This window comes from Chitinophaga varians (assembly GCF_012641275.1).
Taxonomy (GTDB): Bacteria; Bacteroidota; Bacteroidia; order Chitinophagales; family Chitinophagaceae; genus Chitinophaga; species Chitinophaga varians_A.
Genome location: NZ_JABAIA010000002.1, coordinates 1,643,526 through 1,663,929, shown reverse-complemented (window position 1 = coordinate 1,663,929; position 20,404 = coordinate 1,643,526). Strand labels below are relative to the sequence as shown.

20 protein-coding genes are annotated in these 20,404 nt (G+C 52.7%); 7 read left to right on the top strand and 13 right to left on the bottom strand.

Annotated features, from left to right (window positions below):
• Window positions 1-188 precede the first annotated feature (188 nt).
• The gene (gene tnpA, locus HGH92_RS21420; RefSeq protein ID WP_168872785.1) at window positions 189-650 is read left to right on the top strand and encodes an IS200/IS605 family transposase; all 462 of its coding nucleotides are present in this window, start codon (window positions 189-191) and stop codon (window positions 648-650) included.
• Between the two features lie 88 nt (window positions 651-738).
• On the opposite strand, the gene HGH92_RS21415 is transcribed toward tnpA, so the two are convergent.
• Together HGH92_RS21415 and HGH92_RS21410 are read right to left on the bottom strand one after the other, a co-directional pair.
• A complete protein-coding gene (locus HGH92_RS21415; RefSeq protein WP_168872784.1) occupies window positions 739-1,227 on the bottom strand; it encodes a methylated-DNA--[protein]-cysteine S-methyltransferase in 489 nt (162 codons plus the stop codon).
• 1 nt (window position 1,228) lies between these two features.
• Window positions 1,229-2,140, bottom strand: a complete 912-nt coding sequence (locus tag HGH92_RS21410) for a DNA-3-methyladenine glycosylase family protein (protein WP_168872783.1) — start codon at window positions 2,138-2,140, stop codon at window positions 1,229-1,231.
• A gap of 139 nt (window positions 2,141-2,279) precedes the next feature.
• Here HGH92_RS21410 and HGH92_RS21405 point away from each other — a divergent pair, with 139 nt between their 5' ends.
• The gene (locus tag HGH92_RS21405; RefSeq protein ID WP_168872782.1) at window positions 2,280-2,462 is read left to right on the top strand and encodes a hypothetical protein; all 183 of its coding nucleotides are present in this window, start codon (window positions 2,280-2,282) and stop codon (window positions 2,460-2,462) included.
• A gap of 44 nt (window positions 2,463-2,506) precedes the next feature.
• Here HGH92_RS21405 and HGH92_RS21400 read toward each other — a convergent pair whose 3' ends face one another.
• Entirely contained in the window at window positions 2,507-2,863 is a 357-nt protein-coding gene (locus tag HGH92_RS21400) for a nuclear transport factor 2 family protein (protein ID WP_168872781.1), read from the bottom strand.
• Between the two features lie 93 nt (window positions 2,864-2,956).
• Between HGH92_RS21400 and HGH92_RS21395 the strand changes: the two genes are divergently transcribed.
• Window positions 2,957-4,396 (top strand): PLP-dependent aminotransferase family protein, encoded by a 1,440-nt coding sequence (locus HGH92_RS21395; RefSeq protein ID WP_168872780.1) that lies wholly within the window; start codon window positions 2,957-2,959, stop codon window positions 4,394-4,396.
• A gap of 48 nt (window positions 4,397-4,444) precedes the next feature.
• Window positions 4,445-5,875 (top strand): PLP-dependent aminotransferase family protein, encoded by a 1,431-nt coding sequence (locus HGH92_RS21390; protein ID WP_168872779.1) that lies wholly within the window; start codon window positions 4,445-4,447, stop codon window positions 5,873-5,875.
• 200 nt (window positions 5,876-6,075) lie between these two features.
• Here HGH92_RS21390 and HGH92_RS21385 read toward each other — a convergent pair whose 3' ends face one another.
• The 3 genes from HGH92_RS21385 to HGH92_RS21375 all read right to left on the bottom strand — a co-directional run bounded on the left by HGH92_RS21385 (window position 6,076) and on the right by HGH92_RS21375 (window position 8,197).
• Complete coding sequence (locus tag HGH92_RS21385; protein WP_168872778.1) at window positions 6,076-6,840, bottom strand: SDR family oxidoreductase; 765 nt, start codon at window positions 6,838-6,840, stop codon at window positions 6,076-6,078.
• A 143-nt stretch (window positions 6,841-6,983) separates the two neighbouring features.
• Entirely contained in the window at window positions 6,984-7,253 is a 270-nt protein-coding gene (locus HGH92_RS21380) for an ArsR/SmtB family transcription factor (RefSeq protein ID WP_168872777.1), read from the bottom strand.
• A gap of 65 nt (window positions 7,254-7,318) precedes the next feature.
• The gene (locus HGH92_RS21375) at window positions 7,319-8,197 is read right to left on the bottom strand and encodes an AraC family transcriptional regulator (protein ID WP_168872776.1); all 879 of its coding nucleotides are present in this window, start codon (window positions 8,195-8,197) and stop codon (window positions 7,319-7,321) included.
• 88 nt (window positions 8,198-8,285) lie between these two features.
• On the opposite strand from HGH92_RS21375, the gene HGH92_RS21370 reads away from it, so the two are divergent.
• Together HGH92_RS21370 and HGH92_RS21365 are read left to right on the top strand one after the other, a co-directional pair.
• A complete protein-coding gene (locus HGH92_RS21370; RefSeq protein WP_168872775.1) occupies window positions 8,286-9,374 on the top strand; it encodes an alkene reductase in 1,089 nt (362 codons plus the stop codon).
• An 84-nt stretch (window positions 9,375-9,458) separates the two neighbouring features.
• Window positions 9,459-9,914: a hypothetical protein gene (locus HGH92_RS21365; RefSeq protein WP_168872774.1), complete on the top strand. Its 456-nt coding sequence runs from the start codon at window positions 9,459-9,461 to the stop codon at window positions 9,912-9,914.
• 63 nt (window positions 9,915-9,977) lie between these two features.
• Here HGH92_RS21365 and HGH92_RS21360 read toward each other — a convergent pair whose 3' ends face one another.
• The 7 genes from HGH92_RS21360 to bla all read right to left on the bottom strand — a co-directional run bounded on the left by HGH92_RS21360 (window position 9,978) and on the right by bla (window position 19,179).
• Window positions 9,978-10,532: an outer membrane beta-barrel protein gene (locus HGH92_RS21360; RefSeq protein WP_168872773.1), complete on the bottom strand. Its 555-nt coding sequence runs from the start codon at window positions 10,530-10,532 to the stop codon at window positions 9,978-9,980.
• 4 nt (window positions 10,533-10,536) lie between these two features.
• Entirely contained in the window at window positions 10,537-11,796 is a 1,260-nt protein-coding gene (locus tag HGH92_RS21355; RefSeq protein WP_168872772.1) for a TolC family protein, read from the bottom strand.
• Between the two features lie 5 nt (window positions 11,797-11,801).
• On the bottom strand, window positions 11,802-14,882 hold the full coding sequence (locus tag HGH92_RS21350) for an efflux RND transporter permease subunit (RefSeq protein ID WP_168872771.1): 3,081 nt from the start codon (window positions 14,880-14,882) through the stop codon (window positions 11,802-11,804).
• 7 nt (window positions 14,883-14,889) lie between these two features.
• Entirely contained in the window at window positions 14,890-15,996 is a 1,107-nt protein-coding gene (locus HGH92_RS21345) for an efflux RND transporter periplasmic adaptor subunit (RefSeq protein ID WP_168872770.1), read from the bottom strand.
• Window positions 15,997-16,201: 205 nt separating this feature from the next.
• Complete coding sequence (locus tag HGH92_RS21340) at window positions 16,202-17,566, bottom strand: sensor histidine kinase (protein WP_168872769.1); 1,365 nt, start codon at window positions 17,564-17,566, stop codon at window positions 16,202-16,204.
• Window positions 17,567-17,568: 2 nt separating this feature from the next.
• The gene (locus tag HGH92_RS21335; RefSeq protein ID WP_168872768.1) at window positions 17,569-18,249 is read right to left on the bottom strand and encodes a response regulator transcription factor; all 681 of its coding nucleotides are present in this window, start codon (window positions 18,247-18,249) and stop codon (window positions 17,569-17,571) included.
• 36 nt (window positions 18,250-18,285) lie between these two features.
• Window positions 18,286-19,179: a class A beta-lactamase gene (gene bla / locus HGH92_RS21330; protein WP_211092685.1), complete on the bottom strand. Its 894-nt coding sequence runs from the start codon at window positions 19,177-19,179 to the stop codon at window positions 18,286-18,288.
• A gap of 181 nt (window positions 19,180-19,360) precedes the next feature.
• On the opposite strand from bla, the gene proB reads away from it, so the two are divergent.
• Window positions 19,361-20,395, top strand: a complete 1,035-nt coding sequence (proB, locus tag HGH92_RS21325) for a glutamate 5-kinase (protein WP_168872767.1) — start codon at window positions 19,361-19,363, stop codon at window positions 20,393-20,395.
• Window positions 20,396-20,404: the final 9 nt, after the last annotated feature.

Sequence of the window (20,404 nt, the reverse complement as noted above, 5' to 3'; positions counted from 1 at the left end):
AGAAACAGGGCCGCTAAGAACGCTATTGGAGATTCAAAGCAAAAACTACGTTCACAGTAAAATAAACCATACCCCAATGAGCTATTGTTTTACTCAATTGCATACATTCACAGTAGAATAAACTATAACCCAATGAGTTATTGTTTCACTCAATTGCATACATTCACAGTAGAATAAACCATACCCCAATGAGCCATTGTTTTACCCAATTGCATCTGCAAATCATATTTGTAGTGAAATATCGCGGGGCATTGATCAGCGATAAATTTAAGTCGGATTTATATGAATACATGGCCGCTAACATCAAGCGAAGGTCACATGTATGCATTATTATTAACGGGATGCCGGATCACGTTCATCTCTTCATCAGGATGCATCCTGATGAATCGCTCGCTTCCCTGGTACAGTACATCAAAGGAAGTTCATCCAGGTGGATCAACCATTATTACCCTTCGCAACGGCCATTTAGGTGGCAGGAAGGCTACGCGGCCTTTTCCTATTCTAAATCACAAATCCCCAGAGTATTCCAGTACATAAAAAATCAGGAAAAGCATCATCAGAAAAAAACATTTCAGAAGGAATATCAAGACATGATAAACAAATATGATAATCCCCCGGATGCAACAAACCCGTTACATCCGTTTCTTTAATCAGAACCCCAATACGCACACTATAAACATTCAACCAGAAAATTGGCGATTCCCTGTTTAAGCAAACAACTAACCGTGACCCAGGGCTTCAGCCCTGGGAGGCCGAAAACAAATCCGGCCGCTCATGGTCCAGCAGCCAGCGTTTCCGCCATAGCCCGCCGGCATATCCTACCAGCGTGCCGTTAGCCCCGATCACGCGGTGGCAGGGCACGATGATGGCCAGTTGGTTTTTACCGTTGGTGGTGCCTACGGCCCGGATGCTTTTAGGGTTACCGATGCGGTGGGCCAGTTGCAGGTAGGAGATCGTCTGACCGAAGGGGATGCGTGTCAGCTGTTCCCATACGGTTTGTTGGAAATCGGTGCCGGGCTGTTGGATGGGCAGGTCGAAGATTTTGCGTTCCCCGGCAAAGTATTCATGCAGCTGCTGCGCGCATTCGAGCAGCAGATGTGGTGGCTGAGGGAAGGCTGTTGCGGGTTCTTCCGTGAAGTTAACGGCCTGTATATATTCATTGGTGCCACTAATCAGCAGTGGCCCTACGGGGGTGTCTATACGAAGATGTGACAATGCTGGTTCCATATCAAACATTTAATGGGGGTAATAAAGAGCGCCACAAATAAAAGATGGCATATGCCGCATGTTGTTGCCAGGGCCGGGCATATTCCTGTAACTGTGCCATTGACGGTTTTGCCGGTAGCTGCAACCGTTGCCGGATAGCGTTTTGCAGTCCTACATCTTCGAGCAGTACGGCCTGCGGGAAACGGCTGTATTTCATCAGCGTATAGTTGGCCGACCAGTTGCCGATTCCTTTCAGTGCCACCAGGCGGTCACGCGCGGCGGTATAGTCCAGCGCGGCCATTGTTTGCTCCGACAGTTGCCCGCTGGCCAGCACTTTAGCCGTCTCAACAAGGTACAGTGCCTTACTGCGGGAAAACTGCATCGGGGTCAGCGCTTCCGGTGGCAGGGAGGCGATGACGGCAGGATGTGGGTAAAGATAATAATCTGTTCCGTCAACAGATGCATGATAACCAAAATGATGAATAAAACGTTGCCGCAGCGTATAGGCGAAGGAGAGATTGATCTGCTGACCGATAATAGGCCAGGTAATGGCTTCAAACAAATCGGGCATGCCTACCAGCCGCAGGCCCCGGTATTCGGCGGCCAGGCCACGCAGCAGCGGGTCTGTCCAGGTGTAATCGTAGAACTCACGCAGGTCCGCGTCCAGGTGGAGCCAACGGGTAACAAAATCCTGTATGTCTTTCTCCGGGAAAACAATACCAACAGGCGCCAGTACGGTCGCTTCAAGATAAGCTACGTCATTGCCCGGAGCAATCTCCACCACGACAGGCTCTCCTCCTGCCAGTACCATCCTGCGCAACTTCCCGTCAACGATATAATGTAAACACTCTTTGTCGGACCTGCCCAGGAAATGCAGGCACTCCTGAAAAGAGAAGTTGGCAGGGTCATTCACCGGGATCTTTATCTTTTGCATGGTCATTTGCAAAATTACTGAAACCAATCACAGGCACCACCCGATTCTTGTCATTTTGGCGTCGTTATTTAGAAGCTCCTGCCCGTAGGAGACTTCTAAATAACCACGCCCGGCATCACGGTACCGCTAACCGACCGCCGTGCGAGAGGTAACGACAATACGGTTCCAGGCGTTGATCACCACAATGGCCATGGTTACAACAGCCACCTCTTCTTTTGTGAAGACAGCCGTAGCGGTGGAAAATACCTCATCAGGCACGTGCGTATCGGCCAGAAGTGTCATTGATTCTGTCAGCGCCTCTTCCATTCCCGGCATCGCCTGAAAGCCCTTCGCAATGTCCATTCCGGGCTCCGTCGCTGACTTGGTTTACACGTGATAAAAAAACTGTTCCCGGACAATTTTTCCGTCTTTTACTTCATACACGATGATCTCGTTACGGGAGCGCCGGCCAATACCTTTAACCGTCAGCTCTGAATGAAACTGTACCGCAAAGTACCCGTCAGCCACCACCGGGTCTGATATCTCCAGCAGGTGAATGGTTTCGATGTTGGCAAGAAATGCTTTCTCTTTGGCCATAATGGCGTCCCGCCCCGTGGTAACACGGCCGTCGGCTTCGATGTTAAGACAATCTTCGTGCAACAGTGTCTCCTGCGCTTCCAGGAATTTCCATTCCCGGCAAAGCCCGACCAGCTGTTGAGCTAATGTGTGGATAGTAGTCTTCATAAATATTGATTGACACAAAATAATCACAAAAACAGACACCAGAACAGACACAGAATTACCTACTTTTGACCATAACAGATTTTATTTCGGGAGATGAATAACAGGAAAGATTTTTTGTACCTGCAGCTGGCTGACAAGATCGAGGCCATGATCATCAACGGCACTTATAGTATCGGCGACAAGCTGCCGTCGGTACGCAGCCTGCATGCGGAGCATGGTATCAGTATCAGCACCGCCCTGCAGGTATACGTACACCTGGAAAGAAAAGGCTGGGTGGAAGCACGGGAAAAATCGGGCTATTATGTCAGCTACTCCCGGCAGCAGCTACTGCGACTGCCGGAAATATCCGCGCCATCACGCACGCCCGCGCTGGTGAAAGTAAGCGAAAGGGTATCGCTGGTGCGTCATACGGTAGCGCGCGAAGGCATCGTGTCCCTGATAGGCGCCTCACCGCATATCAGCCTGCTGCCGGTGGCCAAGCTGAACAAAGCTCTACGGCAGGTGGCCCGCGAAGAGAAAAATACGTATATCCCTTACGGTGATATTGACGGCTATCTGCCGCTACGCAGGCATATAGCGCGGCTGTCGCTGGCATGGGGCGGCAGCGTGGCAACGGAAGACATCACCGTTACCAATGGCGCCATCGAAGCAGCCAACATTTGCCTTCGCGCCGTGGCCAAAGCCGGCGATACCATCGCCATAGAGTCGCCGACGTTCGTGGGACTGCTCCAGTCTATTGAGAACCTGGGCATGAAAGCACTGGAAATACCTACCGACCCGGTCACCGGCATCTGCCTTGACCAGCTGGAAACAACGTTCAAAAAAGGGAAAGTGGCGGCCTGCCTTCTTATCAGCAATTACAACAATCCGCTGGGCAGCTGCATGCCGGACAAAAACAAACAACAGCTGGCTCACCTGATAGCACAATACCAAATACCACTGATTGAAGATGATGCCTACGGCGACCTGCATTTCAATGCGGAACGGCCGCGTACCATCAAAAGCTATGACCGTGCCGACCTGGTACTGTACTGCTCCTCTTTCTCAAAATGCATCGCCGCCGGCCTGCGGGTGGGTTGGATCATCAGCCGGCGCTACCACGAACGGCTGTCACGGCTGAAGTTCATGTCTTCCGCTGCCACCGGACTGTTGCCGCAACTGGTGCTGACACGGTTCCTGGACCAGCAACGGATGGACCTTCACCTGAAACCATTGCGACAGGCGCTCCGCACGCAACAGGCACAGATCAGCCGCGCCATACAACAGTATTTCCCCGCCGATACACGGCTCACCCGCCCGGAAGGCGGTCTTAGCCTGTGGGTGGTGCTGCCGCCGAAGGTGGACGGCTGGGAGGTACACCGCAAAGCGCTCCGGCAACAGATCGCCTTTACGCCCGGCAGCCTGTTCTCCAGCCAGCAGCAGTACAACAACTGCCTGCGGCTCTCCAACGCCAATCCATTTGACGACGACCAGCACTGGGCCATACAAACAATCGGCAAACTGATACGCCAGCAACTGGATGGCCGCCGTTAAATATCAGATTACATTTTGTACTTTTGAAGCATATCAGATTTCAGGGTTATGATCAAGACTGCCGACCATCTGTATCTGCAGGTAGCAGACAGAATAGAACAGATGATAGAAAAAGACGTCATGAAAATGGGGGAAAAACTTCCTTCCGTGCGCATGCTCAGCAAACAACAGGGCATCAGCCTGACGACCGCCTTTCAGGCTTATTATCACCTGGAAGGAAAAGGACTGATAGAATCACGTCCAAAATCGGGATATTATATCTGCCGCAACGCCCGCCGCATGGCGCCCATGCCGGGCACGTGCGCGCCTGTACGAAAACCGGTCAGCGATGTCACCGTCAGTGATATGGTAATGGAGGTGTTCAGCCACATATCCAACGACAACATCCTGAAATTCTCCGTGGCCACGCTGCCCGTGAGCGTGCTGCCTTCCGCCAAAATGGCCAAGGCGGTGGTCCACGCGCTGCGTGAACAGGAGGCCGGCGGTATGGGATATGAACCGTTGCAGGGCAATGAGCTGCTCCGCAACCAGATCGCCCGGCTGTCGCTCGGCTGGGGCGAAGTATTCACCGCCGATGATGTGGTGACCACCCACGGCTGCATGGACGCGCTCACCCTCTGCCTCACCGCCACTACACAACCAGGCGATACCATCGCGCTGGAAAGTCCTTCTTATTACGGCGCGTTACAGCTGGCGGAAGGCCTCGGCCTCAAAGTGCTGGAAATACCGACCAATCCCATTACCGGCGTAGACCTCGATTACCTGGACAAGGCTATTCCGCGGCATAAAATCAAAGCCTGCCTGTTCGTGACCAATTTCAACAACCCGCTCGGTTGCTGTATGCCTGATCAACACAAACAGGAACTGGTAAAAATCGTGGAGAAATACGACATCGCGCTGATTGAAGATGATATCTACGGCGATCTCTATTTTGGCAAACAACGGCCGCTTACCTGCAAAACATTCGACAAACAAGGCAACGTACTGTTGTGCAATTCCCTGTCAAAGTCAGTGGCGCCGGGCTATCGCGTGGGATGGACCATGCCAGGCAAATACAAGGACAAAGTCCTGCGCATGAAACATCACCATGCTATTTCCTGTACATCGCTGACCCATGCGGCGGCTGGACATTTCCTGGAAATAGGCCGTTATGATTTTCATCTGCGCAACCTCCGTAAGATGCTGCATACCCAAAGCCTCCGCTATGCGCAGGCCATCTGCGAATATTTCCCGGAAAGCGCCCGCGTAACACGTCCGCAGGGCGGTTGCGTGTTATGGGTGGAACTGGACGACCACATCAATACGTTTGAACTGTTCCAGCAAACGCTCAAACACAAGATCAGTTTCTGTCCCGGCCGCCTGTTTTCATTGCAGAACCGGTACAACAACTGTATGCGCATCAGTTATGGCAATCCGTGGAGCAAGCAGGTGGAAGAAGGGCTAAAGACGATCGGTAAACTGATCCATAAATTGCAATAGGGCTAAAATAGTGCTGCCGGACACTGGTGTGAAACACTAAACACAACCAGCGCCCGGCAAGCAAAATATTTGGAATTATACATTCAATGGCAACCTTGTAACTTATCAACTGTAAATCAAAATATCTGATATAAAAAAGAAACACGTCGTTGTTGGGTGCTTCAGGATTAAACCGGCGGCAACCGCTGGTTGTCGGCAGTTTAACCCTGGACCCCCGGATGGACCATCAGTCCACCATCTATAGTATATTCTCCGCCGGTTATAAACCTTGCTTCGTCAGATACGAGGAAGGACACCAGACTGGCCACTTCTGTTGCCTCTCCCAATCTTCCCAGCGGAATACTGGCCGTCATTTTATCTCTGATAGCGCCGGCCACTTCATGGCTGACACCAATTTTTTCAATCAGGGGCGTATCAATAGGCCCTGCATTCACTACGTTAACTGTTATCTTACGGGGCGCCAGCTCTCTGGCCAATGTTCTGGCCACAGCGTTGAGCGCCGCTTTACTGGCTGCCAGCACCGTAGTGCCCGGCATGCCTGCGTAGGCGTTAATGGCGGATAGAAACACTATACTGCCACCATCGTTGAGCAAAGGGAGTAACTGTTGCGCAGTAAAAAAGGCCCCTTTGAAATTGATGTCGATGATTTCGTCAAACATCTCCGTAGTTACCCCTTCAAAAGGAGCAAACTTCGCGATGCCGGCGTTGATAAACAGGATGTCTACCTTGCCATAACGACTACGCGCGTACTCTGCCAGCTTCTTTGAGTCCTCCAGCTTAGATTGGTCTGCTGTTAATCCTTCCGCCGGAAAACCGAGTGCGTGTACGGCCCGTTGCACCGCACCCGGATTCCGACCGGTTATCAATACCTTTGCTCCTTTCGCCAAAAATTCAGCTGCTGTTGCATATCCGATGCCACTGTTACCTCCCGTGATAATAGCGGTCTTGTTCCTAAGCTGGTCCATTCTGATGGTTCTTGTAATTGATTTATTTAAAAGTATCAATGTTTCCCGGTAAAAAAATAGAGATGCCCGTCTCTATTCGCTTTATCGGATATTTATTTATTTAAAACTATCGATGTTTTAGCCGATAAAAAAAAGCTGTTTGCTCAGCTTAATTGTAAAAAGAACAATGATAATTGTTTCATCATCTCCTTGTTGATCGTCAACTCCACAATACGTCCGTTCTTGATGGAGTTCAACACTCCGCTGTCTACCAATATCTTCACGTGATGCGAAACAGTAGGCTGTGACAAGGAACAAAGACAACAAACATCACCGCATACTATGCTGCCCTTTTGGGCGATCTCCATAATAATTGATAATCTGTGTTTATCGGCTATGGCATTTGCTGCTTTTTCTATAATTCCCACATCCATGACACAAAGGTAATGCTTTTTTTGAAACATCGAAATTTTTCAATGAATTTTTTTTCGGGTGATGACTACATGGTAGTGCCTGCTTTTTCCGCGAGTTTGTTCCGGCGATACGCCGCCGGGCTTACACCATAGTATTTACGGAACAGCCGGCTCAGGTGACTTTCATCGGTGAAGCCCAGTTCATCGGCTATCTCCCCGATCGTGAGACCGCTGTTTTCCATCCGTAACTGCACCAGCTTCAGCTTATAGCTGATAATAAACTGCTGGATGCTCTCCCCTGTTTGTTTTTTGAAAAACTCTCCTATATAATTTACCGACAGGTTGAACTTCGCCGCCAGCGCCTCCAGCTTCAACTGATCAGGATAATAGATATGCTGACGGATATGGGCGATCATCCGGCCTATCAGCGGCCCTGTTCCTTCCGTACCGGCCATCTCCACCTCTTCTGCTACATTACGCGCGATAATATTCAGCAACAGCGCTACATACAACTGCAGGTTGGCTTCGTAGTACGGCGGCCGGTGCTGGTATTCCTGTACCATATTCCGGATCAGCGCCGTGATCATCTTACAATCATCCGTATGTTTGATCAGCACCGGTTCATGCCGGTTATGCTGAAAGAAAACGTACTCCAGCTGCCTGAGCCACTCACAGATACGCCGGCGTTCTTCCGTGGAATGCCGCTTCTCCAGGAAATTCCCGGAAAACCGCACCGACGTAAAACGCGTAGGCTTCGTTACTTCAAAACCACGGCAATCGCGGGGCGTGAACAGGATCACGCTGCCCGGCTTGTACGGGAAACGGTTCTGGTTCACCACACGGGTACCTTCTCCCTCCCATATATGGATGATCTCAAAAAAATAATAAATCAGCGGGCGCGATTCCCACTCGCTCATATCTGCCTCAAACAATTCAAAAGGCATATGCAGGTTTCTCTCTCCCATAGCCTCCAAAATTACAACAGAATCCCCGGATTGTACCGACGGCGCCGCCAGTCGCGCTGCTACTTTTGCAACAGCAAAGTAAAAAATCATGAAACTACTGGAACCAATAGCCACACCGGAGCTGTCACTGGCCAACCGGATCGTGATGGCCCCCATGAGCAGAAGAAGGGTGGAAAACGAAGGCGTGCCCAGCGGACTGTTAGCCCGTTATTACGCACAGCGCGCCAGTGCCGGCCTTATCATCGCCGAAAGCACCGTTGTCAGTCGCAGTGGTATGGGCATCTCCCTGCTTCCCGGCATCTACAGCAAAGAACAGATAGCCGGCTGGAAAAAAGTCACCGATGCAGTACATCAGCAGGGCGGTAAAATATTCGTGCAACTGGTACACTCCGGCCGCATCGGCCATCCGCTGAACATCCCCGGGGGACTATCACCGGTGGCCCCTTCTGCTATTGCTGCAGCAGGCACTATTTCCACACCGGCAGGCACACAAACATTGCCGGTGCCGGAAGCATTGTCCGCCGAAGCGGTGGAAGAAATGTACCACCTTCATATGCAGGCCACCCGCAACGCCCTGGCAGCGGGCTTCGACGGCGTAGAGCTGCACGCCGCCCACGGTTACCTGATGGAACAGTTTATTCATCCTGCCGCCAATCAACGTACCGACCAATACGGCGGTAGCATTGAAAACCGCTGCCGGCTGCCCCTCCGCATACTGGAAGGCATGGTGGCCATCGCCGGCGCAGACCGCGTGGGAGTGCGTTTTTCGCCATTCGCGTCATTGAACGGCCTGTCTCCTTACGAAGAAGAAACAGCCACCTACTGCTACCTGGCCACTAAACTCGATAAGATGAAAATACGCTTCATTCATCTGTCAGACCAGTCTTCCAACGGCTACCCGCCTATACCGCCAGCATTCACAGCCTTACTGCGTGAACAGTTTCATCAGTGGCTCATCCTCGCCGGCGGCTACAATGCGGACACTGCACAAAATGCGCTGCAACAATTCAGCGTTGATCTCATCGCCTTTGGCAGGCCGTTCATCTCCAATCCGGATTTAGTGGCCCGCATCGCGCAGCAGCAACCCTTTGCGCCGGCAGATAAATCCACTTTCTATGAAGGCGGCGCCAAAGGGCTCATCGACTACCCCTGTATGGCTGCCTGCGCTACTAGCTAAGCTGGCATTTTTTGTTTATCTTTAAGGCTTGCGTTGCCCATGACCGGGGCCACGCAAGCCTATATGCCAAACAAATAACCGCCCATGTATCGTTTGAAAAACCGTAGCCTGTTGACCGTTGCTTTGCTCACGCTGATGGCCTGCCACCAAACGCCGGCCACACACGAAAGCACCGATGCCGCACCACCTGCACACGCCACCATGCGCGTGATCTCAGAACCGTGCGCCGTTATCTATACGCCCAACCATCATAAACAGGAAAAACTGAAACAGGAAAACGGCGACGAGAGCTTTTATGCACTCGCCAATGACAGCGAAACCTGTATCAGCGACTGCCAGGATTTTCTTCAGAACAAAGCGTTCAAATCCGTTACGGCCGAAGGCGGCAAAATCACCTTCCGCCATCAGGACGGCGGCACCACCATCATCGATCTCGACGATCCAAAATATACATGGGAAGTGTTTCTCTTCGATGGTAAAAAAGTCACCAATATCGACATCACGGACATTGAAAGCGAATACCAGAAAGTATTCATTTAACTATTTGGTCATTTTGATATTTTAAATCAGCATCATTGTATTAAGGTGCCCAATAATAAAATATCAAAATAATTTATAGCCGAGCGTAAATGCAACATACCGCCGGTGCGCCTTTAGCTGGTCCTTCGTTCCCGCATTTTCTCCCAGCGGCGCAAACCCCTGTACATACCGGAATTCAGCGCTAAACCGCTTGCGAAACGTATAACCGGCCCCGATAGTAAACCCTATATCATTTTTAGTAGCATAGCCCTTGTCCATAGTGCCATTGCCATAGTTATCCGAGCGCAGCAGGATGCCCATATACGGCCCGGCAAACACCTCCAGGTTGTATTTCCGGTAAGCGATGCTTACGGGGAACAAGTCCAGCCGCGATTCGTTTTTCTGCATCGCCAGGAAAACATCATGTTTTAAAGCGACCGATTTCCCTATGGGAGACAATGCGCTCAATCCCGCCAGCCATCCGGACGCAGCATAACCTGCCACGCTGTCTTTTGCAGCCCCGTATACCCGTGGCAGTTGTACACCGGCTTTCACCTGCAGGGAGAAAGCCGGCAATTCCTGGGCCCTTGCGCCCGACATCACTAAAAGCAACAAAAATATACCTGCTGTTATTTTCATACGATCAGAATTGAATATCCCACACCGCAGCGGCCCTTTCAAGCTCTACCAGGGCAGAAGCGTGACGATAAATGGTTTCATAATATTGTTGCTGCACATCGTTGTAGGTGCGCTGTGCATTGAGTACTTCCAGCAGGGAGGTTTCTCCCCGCTGGTAACTGTAGCGGCGGCCTTCCAGCACCTTTCGGGCTTCCTCCAGCAGCCCGCTGTCAAACTGTTCCCGCTGCCTGCCGGCGCCGAGGTAGCTGAACCAGGCCGTCGTCACTTCCGTCTGCACCTGTAACAATGTTTGCCGGTATACTGTCTCCTGCTGCCTTACACCGGCATTGGCCGCCAGCAGATCGCCCTTGTTGCGGTTAGAGAACTTCAGCGGGAGACTGATGCCTGCTGACACAGTATTCATCGACGGCGTAGGTGCGACCACGTTAGTCACCACTGCGGCATTATTGACACCAAGGGTGAGGCCCAGGTCTATCATCCTGGCCGCTTTTGCCAATTGCAGCGTCTTCACCGACACATCTTTTTGCCGCAGGGCCGCCAGCAGGTCCGCCCTCTCCTCCTGCGCACGGGCCACCAGCTCCGGCAGCGAAAAACGCCGTTCAAAGCGGTCCATGTCGCCAACAGGGCTTACCAGCGTATCGCCATGATAAGCGCCGGCCAGCTCATTCAACTGCACCAGCGACGTTTTCATTTCTGCCGCCACGCCAAACGCTTCATTGAGCAGCATCCCTGCTTCCACGCGCGACTGCCGCGCGTCAGCCTCGGGTATCAGGCCGGCTTTGAAACGGATGCTGTCTGCCTGCGCCAGCTGTAACATATACCGGTACGCTTCCATCTTGATATCGTATAACCGTTGCTGTTGCATCGCGTTCAAAAACGCCAGCGTGGCGTCCGCACGCAGGTTACGGAAGTAGTCTTCCAGCAGGTAGCGGGCCACCTCCTGCTCACTTTTAGCCAAACCTATCCGCGCGTGCCTTTTACCGCCCAGCTCCAGCGTATACCCGATGCTGCTGCTGAAACCATACCCCTGCTGCATCCGGCGCTGACCATTGTCAAACACGCCGGCACTGATCTCCGGGTCGGGAAAAACTTTCGCCATCAGCACATTGGCGGCCGCCACGTCCATATTAAATTTCTCAGCGGCATATCCCAGGTTGTGCTGTCTTACACCGGACAGATAAGTGGCAAAGTCCAGCTGTTTTTCCTGTGCGGCGGTCATGCCGCTATATAAAAGCCATAAAAACAACAGCCCTCTTTTCTTCATAAAAATCAATTTGATTGGTGAACACCTTTTCTCTCCGTCAGGTAATAAAGCGCCGGCAGGGCAAACAGCGTGATCACCGTGGAGCAGAGCAGTCCATATACGATCACGGTGGCAAGCGGCCTTTGCACATCAGAACCGATGCCGGTAGCCAGGGATGCGGGCAGCAGGCCCAGCATGGCCACCGTGGCCGTCATTAACACGGGTCGGAAACGGTCCCTGGCAGCTTGTATCACGGCCTCTTTCAGCGATGGCAGCTCTCCGCGCAACTGGTTCATCTGCGATACCATCAATACTCCGTTCTGGACCGCTACGCCGAACAAGGCGATGAAACCCACTGCGGACGATACATTGAGCGTCATGCCACGCACATTCAGCGCCAGCATACCGCCGAATAACGCTAACGGCACTACGGTGAGGATCAGCGCCGCCTGCCGTGCCACGCCAAAGGCGGCGTATAACCAGATAAACATCAGCCCCAGCGCTATCGGCACAATAATCGCAAGACGACTGTAAGCGCGGTTCCTGTTCTCGAACTGTCCTCCCCATGCTATAGTGATATTGTCCTTGTTGTATTTCACTTGTTGGTCTATCCGCTGTTGCGCGGTACGCAGGAAAGTGGTCAGGTCTGTGCCCCGGAGGTTCAACCGCACGGTCAGGTGCCGCCGTCCCATCTCTCTTGTGATGGTGCTTTCTCCGGTGGCCAGCTGCACTTTAGCCACCTGGGACAATGGAATCTTTATTCCGTCGCCATTGGTGAGCATCAGGTTACCGATTTTTTCCGGTGTATTACGGGCATCTTCCAGGTAACGGCAGCTGATATCATATACCCTGTCGCCGGAGAATATCTGCCCTACGGCCTTACCGCCGACAGCCACTTCTATCAGCTCCGCCACGTCGCTGATGTTGAGGCCGTAACGGGCAATGGCGGCGCGGTCAACCTGTATCTGCAACTGCGGCAGCGGCGGCTCCTGGTCAATGGCCAGGTCAGCAGCGCCCGGCACGGTGGCCAGTGTGGCCATCACGGCTTCGGCTGCACGCCGTGTTTCGCGGAAATCTTTACCATATACTTTTACCACTAGTTCACTATGTGCGCCGGCTATTTTGTCCATCACCCCGTCGATCATCGGCTGACTGAAACCCACCGTATATCCCGGCATGCCTGCGTAATCCGCTGCCAGCTCTTTGATCAGGTCTTGTTTGGTTTTGCCGGAAGGCCAGTCCCCGTATGGCAGTAAACCGATGGAGCATTCATAGTGCGACGGCGTGAACGGATCGGTGCCATCATCATTGCGTCCTGTCTGCGTCATCATATAAGTCACCTCCGGATGCCGCAATGTCCGCTGCCGCAGGGTGTCAGCCATTTCGCGGGCTTTGGCCAGCGATACGCCGGGTGGCAGCTGTACCTGCAACCAAATGGAGCCTTCATCCAGCGGCGGCAGGAAGTCCTTGCCCACCGTAACACTGAGCGCTGCTGCCGCCGCCAGTATCAGCGCCAGTGGTGCCCATATCTGCCGCGGACGTTCCATCACCCGCTCCATCCGTTGTTGATAAAGGTTGGTCAGCTTTTCCAGCCAGCGGTTGTGGTACAGCTGCTGCGGCTTACGGTAAAGCATATACGCCATGCCCGGTATCAGCAGCAGCGCCACGGCCAACGCGCCCAGCAACGCATACCCTACGGTGAAAGCCATCGGGGTAAACAGCTTCTTTTCCACCCGTTCAAAAGCAAACAAAGGAAGATAAGCGGTGATGATGATCAGCGTGGCAAAAAACACCGGCCGCGCCACTGACCGCGCCTTTTGGGCAAAACTTTTCTCCTCCAGCATTTCCATGGGATGATCTTCCCGCTGCCGCAGCATGGTCTCCGTCATTACGATGGCGCCATCTACGATGATGCCAAAGTCCACCGCACCAAGCGACAGCAGGTTGGCCGGTATATGCGTGAAATGCATCAGGATAAAGGCAAACAGTAAACTCAGCGGAATAGTCACCGCCACCAGCAAAGCTGCACGCCAGCTGCCAAGAAAAACGATAAGCACGAGCAGTACCAGCGCCATGCCTTCCAACAGTGTATGCGTGACCGTATTTAACGTTGTGTCCACCAATGCGGTACGGTCAAGGAAAGGGTGGATTTTCACGCCGGGCGGGAGTCCGCCATTATTCAGTTCCTCCACTGCTTTATGTACGCCGTCCAGCACTTTGGACGGATTTTGTCCTTTCAGCAGCAGCACAATACCTTCAATGCTTTCGCTATAATGCCGCTGATGATCAGTAAAACCCAATACGCCTTTACGTTCAAGATTGCCGTAGCGCAGTTCCCCGATGTCCTGTAAAAAGAGGGGCACGCCCTGCTGCGACTGAATCACCGTTTTACCGATATCATCGAGCGATTTCATGAGGCCGATGCCTCGCACCACATAACCCAGGTCACCGCGTTCCAGCACGCTGCCGCCGCTGTTGCTGTTATTGTTGTTGATCGCTTCGGTGACAGTATGCAGCGGCAGATGGTACTGTTCCAGCTTCTGCGGGTCCAGCTCCACCTGGTATTGTGTGGTGATGCCGCCGAAGTTGGTCACATCGGCCACGCCGGTCACCTGTTTAATGCGGGGGATGATGACCCAGTTTTGCAGGTCTGTCAATGTCCGCAGGTCCACCTGATCACTTTCAATGATGTATCGGTAAATTTCGCCAATGGGCGATGTCAGCGGGTCCAGCCCCGGCTGTGCGCCATAGGGCAGGGTCACATCACCCAGCCTTTCTTTGATGCGTTGCCGCGCCCAGTAGTCGTCTACCCCGTCTTCAAAAACGATGGTGATCATGGAAAGGCCGAAGGTAGAGCGGGACCGCATCACATGCGTGCCCGGCATACCGTTGAGCGCCCGTTCCAGGGGTATGGTGATTTGTTGTTCCACTTCTTCCGCTGCCAGTCCGGGCACCTGCGTCACCACCTGTGAGGTGACATCGGCGATATCCGGGTAAGCTTCTACCGACAGTTGCTGCCAGCTGTACCAGCCACCGGCGGCGAGTAAGGCAAATAGCGTAGCCATCAGCCAACGTTTTTGTATAGCTGTATCGATCAGTTGTTTCATAAGCCGCTTATTTTACTGCTGAGAGATAGTAGGCGCCCTCGCCTATAATTTTATCACCGGCCTGCAGGCCGCTGCGGACCACCACCTGCTGACCGGTTGTTTCGCCCGTGATGACTTTGCGGCGTACGTACGTTCCCGGTAGTACCTCCGCCAATACATAACTGTAGTCGTTGTCCTGCAACACCGCCCTGGCAGGAACAGTCAACACTTTCTCCGGCGCATCTTTAAAACTGACACTGGCATACATGCCCGGTTTCAGCTGATGTGCAGGGTTATTGCACAACATCAGTACATCTGCCGCGCGGGTATTTTCATCGATGGTACGCCCCACATGAAAGACTGTTCCTGTGAAAGTGGTATCCGGTAAAGCTGCCACCTGCATTTGTACCGCATCGCCTTCATGCATAAACCGCAGGTCTTTTTCCTTTACCTGCCCGGCTATCCATACCTGCGCCAGTTGGGCCACCACGGCTACCGGGCCGTCTTCCGCCTTCAGGAACTGGCCGGTGACCAGTTTATTACTGATCACCTCTCCTGCGATAGGAGCCCTGACAATCAGCGGTTCACCGAGTACCTGCTGTTGGGGGTTGACATTAAACACCTTCAGTGCGGCGGCCGCATTCTCCAGCTCCTGCCGTTGCACTGCCAGGTTGGTATTGGCCTCCTCCAGGTCGCGGGCAGCGCCTACGCCGTGCTGGTGCAGGTCCTGCTGCCGCCGTTGCGCCAGCACCGACTGCTGGCATAACTGGTTTGCCTGGAACCAGGCTTTCTGTGCCGCATAAAAATCAGGGGAAGAAATGGCAAACAAAGGCGCACCCGCATTCACTTTCTCACCCAAACGCACATACGCTTTCACCACCCTGCCGGCAAACGGCGCCGCTATTTCCGCATAGTTGTTAGGGATGGCTTTTACGATGCCTGCCGTCAACAGCTGCAGCTGATAAGGCTTTTCCGTCACTGTCAACAAGTGCAGTTTGGCCGATAAAGGCGCGGCGGCAGGCACCACCACCGTATCTCCCCTGTTCTCCCATGTTACCGTTTCTTTTTCTTTTTCCGGATGATGACAGGACGCAGCCATCAATACCGCGCCGCAAGCTGCAGTAAACCTTTTCATGACGATCTGTTTTTCGTGTATCTGTTACAGTAAGTGCCGCAAAAGTACATACCGCGGGCAAAGGCGACCGTTAGAGATGGTTTAGAATGTTATTAGAAATTCATTAGATGAAGAAAGAAAAAGAAAATCACCTCTCAATAAAGGAACACATCCCAAAAACAATCCAAAACTCAACGTAGCCCAGGGCTTCAGCCCTGGGACGCCGTCAAATATGCGGCAGCTCCACAGTAAAAGTAGTGCCATGGCCGGTTTTGGACACTACGCTGATATTCCCCTTGTGCAGGCGCACAATTTTCAGGGCAAGGGACAGCCCGATGCCATTACCTTCAGCATAAGGGCGGTTATCTCCCCGGTAAAAAGGGGTAAATATATGGGGCAGGTCTTCCTTCGACATACCAATTCCTGTATCTGCAAAACGCAGGATGGTATGGGCTTTGAACCAGGTGACCGTAACGGTGGTCTCCGGCGGGATGGAGAACTTGCAACCATTTTCCAGCAGGTTGATAAACGCTACTTTCAGAAGATATTCGTTGCCATTGACGGACACCATATCATCGTCATCGGCTTCTTCGAAGACCACATTGATTTTATATTCGGGATGTGCCTGTAGGATGGCGCTGCGCGCGTCCATCAGTACTTCATCCAGCCTTATTTCCCGGAAATTGATCTCTGAAGGGTCGTAGCTGGCTTTGGCCAGGTCGAGCAGGCTGTTGGAGAGTTTTACCAGCCGTTGCGCGTCAGCGATAGCGTGGCGCATAGACTGCCGGTATTCTTCTGCGGGCCTGTCGCGGGAGGCGGTGATCTCCAGTTCGGCCATCATGGCGGTCAGCGGCGTACGCAGTTCATGGGAGATATTGGAAACGAATTGTTTCTGTGCGTCGAAAGACTGCTCCAGCCGGTCCAGCATGCGGTTGAACGTCTGTGCCAGCTCGGCTATCTCATCTTTGCCTGCGGCGCCGGCGAGGCGCAGGTCCAGGTTGGTGGCGGTAATCTCTTCCACCTTGTCCACCATATCAGATACGGGTTTCAGGGCCTGCCGCGAAAAAAACTGCGCTGCCAGGAACACAAACACCACTGCTACCAGAAAGGTGATGGCCAGTGTGCGGAAGAGATGCTGAAGTTGGCGAAGGCCGTATTCATCCTCCGCCGCGGCGGTCACAATATAGTCGGTACCGTTATGAGGGTACAGGAAACCCACTACCTGTAAGCGTCCTGCATGAAAAGTGATCTCCCGGTCCCTGATGATCTCTTCGATCATCTGCCGGGTTTCTTTTACTTTATCAATATTCACCGCGTCGTGGTACAGGAGGTTAAAAGCGGTGTCATAGACAGCCACTTCCTCCTGGGAACGGGAACCGGCGGTGTTTTTATAGATCAGCTGCAATACTTCAGGGCTGACTTTTGCGTCCAGCAGGAGGTTGGCTTTCGTAACGGCTTGCTGTTGCAGGGTTTTGTAGTACTCGTCTTCCCGGTCATGGGAGTACGAAACATATACCACCCAGGCAAACAGCAGCAACAGGGCGGCTATCATACCGGTGAACAATAAGGTGAGCCTGTTACGGATCTTCATGGTCAGCCTGCTTTAAAAATGAATCCCATACCGGGTTTGGTATGGATCAGTTTTACGTCGAACGCTTTGTCTACCTTTTTGCGGAGGTAGTTGATATATACATCGATGAAATTGGTGCCGGTATCGAAATGTGTCTCCCACACTTTCTCTGCTATTTCTGCGCGGGAGAGCACTCTTTCCCTGTTTTGCAACATAAATTCCAGGAGCCGGAATTCTTTGGGCGTGAGGCTGATCTCCTGGCCGTTGCGGGTAACGTTTTTCGTTTGCAGGTCCATTTCCAGGTCTGCATATTTCAGCACGGTGGATTGCGGTGCAACAGGGCCGGGGGTGCGTTTGAGCAGTGCGCGGATACGTACCAGCAGCTCCCGCAGGTCGAAGGGTTTCACGAGGTAGTCGTCAGCGCCGGCATCGAAGCCTTCCACCTTATCGTCAGTGGTGCCCAAGGCGGTGAGCATGAGGATGGGAATGGAGGGCAGAGCCGCCCGTATGGCGCGGCTTAGTTCTAATCCGTTGATACGGGGCAACACGATATCGGTGATGACCAGGTCAAAACCGCCGCCCAGCGCCAGCTTCAGTCCTGCCTCCCCGTCCCATGCCAGTGTAACGGTATAGCCTTGTTCTTCCAGACCGCGCCGGATAAGTGCTCCTACGCGTTCTTCATCTTCTATGACTAATATCTTCATGATGCAGAAAAGCCAAAGCTATCCATTTTTTCTTTCTTAAGGTACAAAATGGTCCCACGCCGCTTTCGCGATATCGGCGATGGTCTTCTCCCGGGTTTGCTGATCGGCGTAGGAGTCCCTGATGAACACGGAGATCACCATATGCTGACCGTTAGGCAGTGTGATGATGCCTGCGTCGTTGGTTGCACGGGTAAGCCCGTTCTCCGTGCCGGAGGTGCCGGTCTTGTGTGCCACCACGGTACCTGCCGGCAGCTGTGCTTTCAGCCGTCTTGCGCCCGGGCCGGAATTCACCAGCAGGTCGAGCAGGAAATGAAAGCTGCTGTCGGACAATACATGGCCTGTATAGAATTTTTTAAACAGGGCATTCATCGCGTCTGGCGTACACCAGTTCTGGTACTGCATAGGTTCATTGGGCACCTGTACTTTTTCTGTCAATGCGATGGACATATCTTTAATACCAAGGCTATGCACATACCGGTCTGCCGCCTTAGTGCCGCCGATGAGGCGCAACAGCACATCACAGGCCGAGCCGTCACTTTCCGCCACGTTGTAACGCAGCAGTTCCGCTACCGTTACGTCCACGTTGCCGGCAGGATGCTCGTCGCGCAGCGGGCTGTGGCCGGGCCTGGGAATATAGTCAGACGGCAATACTTTAACAGGCTGTTGCAACTGCAGCTTGCCCTGGTCCACCTGCTGCAATACCGCCATGGCAATGGGGAACTTGTAAACACTTTGCATCGGGAACTGCCGGATGCTGTTGTACCCCATCCGCTGGCCGGTTTCCAGTACCTGGACTGAGACACCTACTTTACCTTTGGCCGCTTCGGCGATGACTGCAAATTGCTGGGGAAGGTTGTTTTTTGTTTGAGCGATAGACAGAAGAGGGCATATCAGCATGATAGCCAGACGGAAAAGTGGGCGCATGAACATAAAAAGGGTGGATTAAAAATTAAGGACTACAAAGGTATTTAAAACACCGCTGTTCTATTGCGTTAATTTAACCGTTATTTATCCAGCTGTTCACATTTTTTAGCCAATAGGGCGTGTGTTTCATTTTACATTTAGAATTTCCCGGATCAGGTATTAATTTTAGCCTTTAAAACGAAAGGCTTTGAGCAAACCAATACTAGTTATAAAGTTCGGTACAGCGTCTATCACCCATGCCAACGGTGATCTGGACGAAACTGTCATAGCCGGCATCGCCCGTCAGGTGGCGGAACTGCATCAGCAATATCATATTGTGCTGGTGTCTTCCGGCGCGGTGGCCGCAGGCAAACAATACATGAAGGAGTACGAAGGCACTATCAGCCAGCGCAAGGCCGCTGCCGCCATCGGCAACCCGCTGCTGCTGAGTAAATACAGCCGTTATTTTGCTCCTTACAATATCGCGGTGGCGCAGAGCCTCTGTGAGCGGCAGCATTTCTCCAACAGGGACCAGTTCCTGCAGCTGAAGCGTACCTACGAAGAGCTGTGGGCCAATAATATCATCCCTATTGCCAATGAAAACGACGTGGTGAGCAGCCTGGAGCTGAAATTCTCCGACAACGACGAACTGGCCACGCTGATCGCCGTGGGCTTTGGCGCCTCCCTCCTGCTTTTCAGCACCAGCGTTGCCGGTGTGTTGGACCGTGAAGGCCAGGTAGTGCCGCAGATAGACGTGATCGACAAAACCGCCTTATCGCTGGCCGATAAGGAAAAATCAGCGCTGGGACTGGGCGGCATGGTGTCCAAGCTCACCTTTGCCCGGCTGGCCACCCGCATGGGCATCCGTGTGGTGATCTTCGGTATCCGTACCAACGACGGTATTCTCAATGCCATGGCCGGCAAAACCGGGACGCTCTGTTTACCACAGCCCTGCAGCATGCCTGCCCGCAGAAAATGGCTCGCCAGCGGCAGCCTCGTTACCGGCAGGATATTGATCGACGCCGGCGCGCAACAGGCGCTGGAGAGCCGTCACAGCCTGCTCGCCGTGGGCGTGAAGGAAGTAGTGGAAAAATTTGAATGTGGCGAAGTGATAGAGATCATTAATGAAGATAATATAGCCATCGCCGTAGGCAGGGCCAAAATATCTTCCGATATACTGGAAACAAATCACAAAGCACAAAACACAGAAGTAGCACATGCCGACGATATTGTGCTGTTATAAATGTAATGT

Excerpts from the sequence above, each read along its gene's own strand:
- tnpA (WP_168872785.1), top strand. The coding sequence starts at position 189 with ATGAGCCATTGTTTTACCCAATTGCATCTGCAAATCATATTTGTAGTG.
- HGH92_RS21415 (WP_168872784.1), bottom strand. The coding sequence starts at position 1,227 with ATGGAACCAGCATTGTCACATCTTCGTATAGACACCCCCGTAGGGCCA.
- HGH92_RS21410 (WP_168872783.1), bottom strand. The coding sequence starts at position 2,140 with ATGCAAAAGATAAAGATCCCGGTGAATGACCCTGCCAACTTCTCTTTT.
- HGH92_RS21400 (WP_168872781.1), bottom strand. The coding sequence starts at position 2,863 with ATGAAGACTACTATCCACACATTAGCTCAACAGCTGGTCGGGCTTTGC.
- HGH92_RS21395 (WP_168872780.1), top strand. The coding sequence starts at position 2,957 with ATGAATAACAGGAAAGATTTTTTGTACCTGCAGCTGGCTGACAAGATC.
- HGH92_RS21390 (WP_168872779.1), top strand. The coding sequence starts at position 4,445 with ATGATCAAGACTGCCGACCATCTGTATCTGCAGGTAGCAGACAGAATA.
- HGH92_RS21385 (WP_168872778.1), bottom strand. The coding sequence starts at position 6,840 with ATGGACCAGCTTAGGAACAAGACCGCTATTATCACGGGAGGTAACAGT.
- HGH92_RS21380 (WP_168872777.1), bottom strand. The coding sequence starts at position 7,253 with ATGGATGTGGGAATTATAGAAAAAGCAGCAAATGCCATAGCCGATAAA.
- HGH92_RS21375 (WP_168872776.1), bottom strand. The coding sequence starts at position 8,197 with ATGGGAGAGAGAAACCTGCATATGCCTTTTGAATTGTTTGAGGCAGAT.
- HGH92_RS21370 (WP_168872775.1), top strand. The coding sequence starts at position 8,286 with ATGAAACTACTGGAACCAATAGCCACACCGGAGCTGTCACTGGCCAAC.
- HGH92_RS21365 (WP_168872774.1), top strand. The coding sequence starts at position 9,459 with ATGTATCGTTTGAAAAACCGTAGCCTGTTGACCGTTGCTTTGCTCACG.
- HGH92_RS21360 (WP_168872773.1), bottom strand. The coding sequence starts at position 10,532 with ATGAAAATAACAGCAGGTATATTTTTGTTGCTTTTAGTGATGTCGGGC.
- HGH92_RS21355 (WP_168872772.1), bottom strand. The coding sequence starts at position 11,796 with ATGAAGAAAAGAGGGCTGTTGTTTTTATGGCTTTTATATAGCGGCATG.
- HGH92_RS21350 (WP_168872771.1), bottom strand. The coding sequence starts at position 14,882 with ATGAAACAACTGATCGATACAGCTATACAAAAACGTTGGCTGATGGCT.
- HGH92_RS21345 (WP_168872770.1), bottom strand. The coding sequence starts at position 15,996 with ATGAAAAGGTTTACTGCAGCTTGCGGCGCGGTATTGATGGCTGCGTCC.
- HGH92_RS21340 (WP_168872769.1), bottom strand. The coding sequence starts at position 17,566 with ATGAAGATCCGTAACAGGCTCACCTTATTGTTCACCGGTATGATAGCC.
- HGH92_RS21335 (WP_168872768.1), bottom strand. The coding sequence starts at position 18,249 with ATGAAGATATTAGTCATAGAAGATGAAGAACGCGTAGGAGCACTTATC.
- bla (WP_211092685.1), bottom strand. The coding sequence starts at position 19,179 with ATGTTCATGCGCCCACTTTTCCGTCTGGCTATCATGCTGATATGCCCT.